Below are 6,277 nucleotides of genomic sequence, written 5' to 3'. Positions count from 1 at the left end.
GCTAAGGTCCCCAAGTCATGGCTAAGTGGGAAAGGATGTGAGGATCCCAAAACAACCAGGATGTTGGCTTAGAAGCAGCCATCATTTAAAGAAAGCGTAACAGCTCACTGGTCTAAATAAGGGTCTTTGCGCCGAAAATGTAACGGGGCTGAAGCCATGCACCGAAGCTGAGGCTTACGATCTTCCTCGGAAGACGTAGGGGTAGCGGAGCGTTCCGTAAGCCAGTGAAGGGATACCCGTGAGGGGTCCTGGAGGTATCGGAAGTGCGAATGTTGACATGAGTAACGATAAAGAGGGTGAGAGACCCTCTCGCCGAAAGACCAAGGGTTCCTGCTTAAAGTTAATCTGAGCAGGGTTAGCCGGCCCCTAAGACGAGGCGGACACGCGTAGTCGATGGGAACCACGTTAATATTCGTGGGCCTGGTGGTAGTGACGGATTGCTCAACTTGTCCGGACTTATTGGATTGTCCGGGCGGGGACGCGGTTCCAGGAAATAGCTCCACCGTATAGACCGTACCCGAAACCGACACAGGTGGTCAGGTAGAGTATACCAAGGCGCTTGAGAGAACTATGTTGAAGGAACTCGGCAAATTGCACGCGTAACTTCGGAAGAAGCGTGACCCTTTTCTACGCAAGTAGGATGGGGTGGCACAGACCAGGGGGTAGCGACTGTTTATCAAAAACACAGGGCTCTGCGAAGTCGCAAGACGACGTATAGGGTCTGACGCCTGCCCGGTGCTGGAAGGTTAAGAGGAGGGGTGCAAGCTCTGAATCGAAGCCCCAGTAAACGGCGGCCGTAACTATAACGGTCCTAAGGTAGCGAAATTCCTTGTCGGGTAAGTTCCGACCTGCACGAATGGCGTAACGACTTCCCCGCTGTCTCCAACATAGACTCAGTGAAATTGAATTCCCCGTGAAGATGCGGGGTTCCTGCGGTCAGACGGAAAGACCCCGTGCACCTTTACTATAGCTTTACACTGGCATTCGTGTCGGCATGTGTAGGATAGGTGGTAGGCTTTGAAGCGGGGACGCCAGTTCTCGTGGAGCCATCCTTGAAATACCACCCTTATCGTCATGGATGTCTAACCGCGGTCCGTCATCCGGATCCGGGACAGTGTATGGTGGGTAGTTTGACTGGGGCGGTCGCCTCCGAAAGAGTAACGGAGGCGCGCGATGGTGGGCTCAGAGCGGTCGGAAATCGCTCGTCGAGTGCAATGGCATAAGCCCGCCTGACTGCGAGACTGACAAGTCGAGCAGAGACGAAAGTCGGTCATAGTGATCCGGTGGTCCCGCGTGGAAGGGCCATCGCTCAACGGATAAAAGGTACGCCGGGGATAACAGGCTGATGACCCCCAAGAGTCCATATCGACGGGGTTGTTTGGCACCTCGATGTCGGCTCATCGCATCCTGGGGCTGGAGCAGGTCCCAAGGGTTTGGCTGTTCGCCAATTAAAGCGGTACGTGAGCTGGGTTCAGAACGTCGTGAGACAGTTCGGTCCCTATCTGCCGTGGGTGTAGGAATATTGACAGGATCTGTCCCTAGTACGAGAGGACCGGGATGGACATATCTCTGGTGGACCTGTTGTCCTGCCAAGGGCATAGCAGGGTAGCTATATATGGAAGGGATAACCGCTGAAGGCATCTAAGCGGGAAACCCACCTGAAAACGAGTATTCCCTTGAGAACCGTGGAAGACGACCACGTTGATAGGCCGGGTGTGGAAGTGCGGCAACGCATGAAGCTTACCGGTACTAATCGTTCGATTGGCTTGATCGTTCCCATTGCTTATGCTCATCGAAGATGAGCATCGCAACTTTCTTTGTCCTCACGCGCGTAGCGCTGCGGACGGCGCGCGCCACAAGGCGCGACGCGCTCTGCGCTTGCGGCCTCACGGCCGGGGCGACAGACAGAAGACGTGTTCAAAACGAAGCAATCGCTTCACCAGCTTCTCAAAATCGGTTCGAGCCTGCAGCGCAGGCTCAATCTTGCGCTTTGCCGACCTGGTGGTTCTGGCGGGGTGGCTGCACCCGTTCCCATTCCGAACACGGCCGTGAAACGCCCCAGCGCCGATGGTACTTCGTCTTAAGACGCGGGAGAGTAGGTCGCTGCCAGGTCTGCAAAACGCAGGATAAACAAAACCGAACATCTTCTCTCACAAGCCGGACCGGCCGATACACCGGCCGCCGACAAGCGCCCTTTCGATCGCCAGACCGAACCAAAACATACGAGATTTGCTTCGCAAAACTCGGCGAGATTTTGCTTCGCAAAACTCGGATAACGCGGGGTGGAGCAGCCCGGTAGCTCGTCAGGCTCATAACCTGAAGGCCGCAGGTTCAAATCCTGCCCCCGCAACCAAACACACACATACACATACACACCAAAAGGCCCGCAGCAGCGGGCCTTTTGGCGTTTGACGGCCTCCCAGCGCCGAAAGGGCGGCCGGCCCCGTTACACACTGGACTAGAACTGCCAACTGGCGGGAACCCAGGCATAGCCGGCGTCCGTCTTGAGCATTCGGCCAAGGCCCGGGAACGGATAGTGGAAGCCGAGGACGAGGAGCCGGTCTGCCGCCGCCATGTCGAAGATGCGGCGGCGGGATGCGAGTGCGGTGTCCTTGTCGCGATCTGGCCCGGGCAACCAGGGCCGGTCGACATTGACGATCGGGTGGTAGGCGAGATCGGCCGTCAGCAGGAGCTGATCGTTCCCGGATTGAACAAGGAAGTTCGCCATGCCAGGGGTATGGCCGAATGCTGGAAGCGTAGTCAGCCCAGTAACGATCTCCGCGCCGGCTTCGTACAACTCAATTCCGTTGGTGACGGGTTCAACGCTCCGCTTGATAGCCGCTGCGAAATTGCGGCGGAAATCCTCGGGCACCGGCATGTAGGAAAGGTCCGGAACGTTACGGACGAAGAAGTCCCAATCGGCACGAGGCGCAAAGACGGCAGCCCGCGGAAACGCCTTGCCGCCCTCCGCTGTTCGAAGGTTGCCGACATGATCCGGGTGCGTGTGCGAGATCACCACGACGTCTATGTCCTCGGGCCGTAGACCAATGGCGGCCAGGTTCTCGAAGAGGCGACCGCCTTGCGGACCCATGGTCTGTCCGGCTCCTGCTTCGAGAAGGACCCGCTTGCCATTCGTCTCGATAAGAAGCGTGTTCAGATTCAGCGTCAGCCGGTCGGTCGACAGGAAGGTGCGCCTCAATACGTCCTGCAACTCTGCCTCCGGCGCATTGCTGGCGTATATTCGCGGAGGGCCGCCGAGCAGCCCGTCGCTCAGCACGGTCGCCGAGATGTCGCCGACGCGAAAGCGGTAATAGCCGGCATTTCCACCTTGAGCTGGAAGCGACGCGGGGGAAGCAGCCTGCGCAGAGGCCATGCCGGCCGGCAAGATCATTCCCGTGACGGCCGACGCGGCTGTCAGCATGATCTTCCTACGATTCAGAGTAATTTCACTCATACCTTTGATCCCGTCAAAATAGCTGATTGAGGTGCCGCATCTGATTTCGGCGTCGGCGGTAACGGCCGCGGCTACTCCTGGAGCCGTCTGTCGACTTGTTCTCTAGCTAGGGATGACACAGGTCGGGCGTGCGGATAAGCTAATCAAAACCGATCAGCTTATTAAGTAGGGCTTTGCAATGCGACCACTACGGCTTGACAGCTTGGAGATCTTCGAGGACGTCGTGCGCTGTGGTGGCTTTAGAGCCGCCGCGCTTGGCAGGGGTGTTTCGTCGTCCGCCATCAGTCAATCGATCAGCGTGCTCGAAGAAGCGCTGGGGATACGGCTGCTGAACCGAACGACACGTAGCGTCGCGCCTACTGAAGCGGGCGAGCAGCTTCTCGAGCGACTAAGGCCCGCTCTTTACGAAATCAGAACAGCGGTCGACGATCTCAATCAGCTTCGCGAGCGTCCATCCGGCACCGTGCGGATCAACGCACCGGGGCCGGCCGCCGACCACGTTCTGTGCCCTCTGGCCTTTGAGTTCATGAAAATTTATCCCGACGTCAACGTCGAGATCGTCAGCGATGCTGCGATAATCGATATCGTGGAGCAAGGTTTCGACGCTGGGGTGCGCTTCGGGAACCAGCTCGCCCAGGACATGATCGCCATGCCCCTCGGCCCTGCCTTGCGATATGCGATCGTGGCCTCGCCTGATTATCTTCGCAAGCGCGGTCGACCCCACTCACCGCGCGATCTCCTACAGCACGACTGTATTCGTCGCCGCTTCCCCGGCGGAACCATGGTGACGTGGAAATTTGCGCGTGACGGCGGCGAAGTGGAAATCACCCCGAAAGGTCGGTTGACATTGAGCTCGGCGCATCAAGAGCTCCAGGCCGCGCTTGCGGGATCGGGAATCGCTCACCTGTTCGAGGATTATGTCCGCGATGATGTCGAACAAGGCAGGCTCGTCGAGTTGCTCTGCGACTGGAAGCAGAAACTGCCGAGTTGGTATCTGTACTATCCGAGCCGGCGACATACGAGCGCGGCCATGCGGGCTTTCCTTGAGTACATCCGCAATCAGCGACAGCACCCCGATCGTCGATGATCGCAAGTAAAGATGAAGGCAGGCTCGGCACCAAACCGATTCATAGGCGCGCAAAAGCGGGCCTATCGTCGTGTGGCCCAGTGGGCAGCCGCAGCCTCCGCGGAGCCCGGCGGCAAGGTCCGGGGGAACTTTGTGTTTCCGTTGTTCTTTATTGAGTGCCGTTGGAGATAACCTCGATGAACGCGCACGATGAAAGAACCGTTTCCCTATGGGCCGCGATCAAAGTCGCGCCTGATGCCGCCCCGCTCCGGCAAGATGATCACGTCGACGTTGTTGTCGCCGGTTCCGGTATTGCCGGCCTTTCGGTGGCCTATGAGCTCGCCCTTGCGGGGCTGAAAGTGGCCGTCATCGACCGCGGCCGGATCGGTGGCGGTATGACCGCTCGCACGACCGCGCACCTGACTTCCATATGTGACGACTATTTTTCCAAACTCATCGACCTGCGGGGGCGGGAAATGGCTCGCCCTTTCCATGAAAGCCAATCTGCCGCAATTGGCCGCATCGAAGCGATCCAGGAGACAGAGGCTGTCGCATGCGACTTCCGGCGCGGGGACGGGTTCCTGTTTCCGTCATCCGGAGATCAGGAAGCGATCCTCGACCGCGAACTCGATGCGGCGCGGCAGATCGGTGTCGACGCCGAAAGGATCACCGGCGTTCCGTTTGCGGGTTTTTCCGCTACACCCGCGCTCCGCTATTCCCGTCAGGCGACATTCCACCCCCTCAAGTATCTGCGCGGACTGGCCGCTGGGATACGCGCCCGCGGCGGCATGCTTTATAGCGAGACGGTGGTCGAAGAGGTTGAGGAAACCAAAGACGGTGTCCGCGTTGCTACGGACGCCGGCTTCGGGGTTGCCGCAAAGTGGGCCGTCGTGGCGACCAATTCACCGATCAACGACCGTGTCGCTCTCCATACCAAGCAGGCGCCCTATCGAACCTATGCGATGTCCTTCGAAATCGGCCGCGGGCTGATCCCGGACGGGCTTTATTGGGATACCGAAGATCCATACCATTACGTGCGCCTGCAGCGCGGCGACAACGAAACGGATTTTCTCGTGGTCGGTGGCGAAGACCACAAGACGGGCGCGGCCGACGACGGGGAAGAGCGCTTCGCAGCCCTGGCAGACTGGACGAAGCGCTTGGTTCCGAATCTTGGCGTCGTGACCCATCGATGGTCCGGCCAGGTGATGGAGACCATCGACTATGCGGGCTTCATCGGCCGCAATCCGGGTAACGAGCGGGTCTTCGTGGTTACCGGAGATTCCGGCGAGGGAATGACCCATGGCGTTGCAGCCTCGCTGTTGATCCGTGCCCTCGTTCTCGACGGCGACAGCGGGTGGCGGGGGCTTTACGAGCCATCGCGGAAGACCCTAAGGGCGATCGGCGACTACCTGTCGGAGAATTCGACGGCAATCAAGAACTTCTCCGAATATGTCGCGCCGGGCGAAATCGAATCCATCGACGCATTGCGGCCGGGGGAAGGGGCCATTGTCCGCGAAGGCTTGACCAAGGTTGCCGCCTTCCGAGATGAAGATGGCACGCTTTACCGGCGCTCAGCGTCATGCACGCATGTGGGCTGCCACGTGCACTGGAATTCCCTCGAGCGCTGCTGGAACTGCCCCTGCCACGGCTCCCACTTCGCCGTTGACGGCACCGTTCTGAATGGACCGGCTGTGTCGCCGTTGGCGGATCTCGGCTAAGCAAGCCAAGGCGAACGTCAATCACCTCAAAATAATGTC

Annotated in this window: 3 protein-coding genes, 1 tRNA gene and 2 rRNA genes (1 of these 6 cut by a window edge); 5 read left to right on the top strand and 1 reads right to left on the bottom strand. The window is 59.0% G+C overall.

Annotated features, from left to right (window positions below):
- The 3 genes from PZL22_RS14500 to PZL22_RS14490 all read left to right on the top strand — a co-directional run.
- Window positions 1–1,774: ribosomal RNA gene (locus PZL22_RS14500) — 23S ribosomal RNA — on the top strand (it extends 1,032 nt beyond the left edge of the window).
- Between the two features lie 223 nt (window positions 1,775–1,997).
- Window positions 1,998–2,112: ribosomal RNA gene (gene rrf, locus PZL22_RS14495) — 5S ribosomal RNA — on the top strand.
- A 164-nt stretch (window positions 2,113–2,276) separates the two neighbouring features.
- A tRNA-Met gene (locus PZL22_RS14490) sits at window positions 2,277–2,353 on the top strand.
- Between the two features lie 105 nt (window positions 2,354–2,458).
- Here PZL22_RS14490 and PZL22_RS14485 read toward each other — a convergent pair.
- Window positions 2,459–3,421 carry an MBL fold metallo-hydrolase gene (locus PZL22_RS14485; protein WP_284718715.1) on the bottom strand — a complete coding sequence of 321 codons (963 nt, stop codon included), beginning with the start codon at window positions 3,419–3,421 and terminating at the stop codon, window positions 2,459–2,461.
- A 211-nt stretch (window positions 3,422–3,632) separates the two neighbouring features.
- On the opposite strand from PZL22_RS14485, the gene PZL22_RS14480 reads away from it, so the two are divergent.
- Both PZL22_RS14480 and PZL22_RS14475 read left to right on the top strand, forming a co-directional pair.
- Window positions 3,633–4,541 carry a LysR family transcriptional regulator gene (locus PZL22_RS14480; protein ID WP_004434226.1) on the top strand — a complete coding sequence of 303 codons (909 nt, stop codon included), beginning with the start codon at window positions 3,633–3,635 and terminating at the stop codon, window positions 4,539–4,541.
- Window positions 4,542–4,717: 176 nt separating this feature from the next.
- Window positions 4,718–6,238, top strand: a complete 1,521-nt coding sequence (locus PZL22_RS14475; RefSeq protein ID WP_004434224.1) for an FAD-dependent oxidoreductase — start codon at window positions 4,718–4,720, stop codon at window positions 6,236–6,238.
- Window positions 6,239–6,277 lie beyond the last annotated feature (39 nt).

This window comes from Ensifer meliloti (assembly GCF_030064585.1).
In the GTDB taxonomy this organism is placed as follows: domain Bacteria; phylum Pseudomonadota; class Alphaproteobacteria; order Rhizobiales; family Rhizobiaceae; genus Sinorhizobium; species Sinorhizobium meliloti.
The sequence above is the reverse complement of the archived record's forward strand: the minus strand, read 5'-3'. Positions and strand labels throughout refer to the sequence as shown.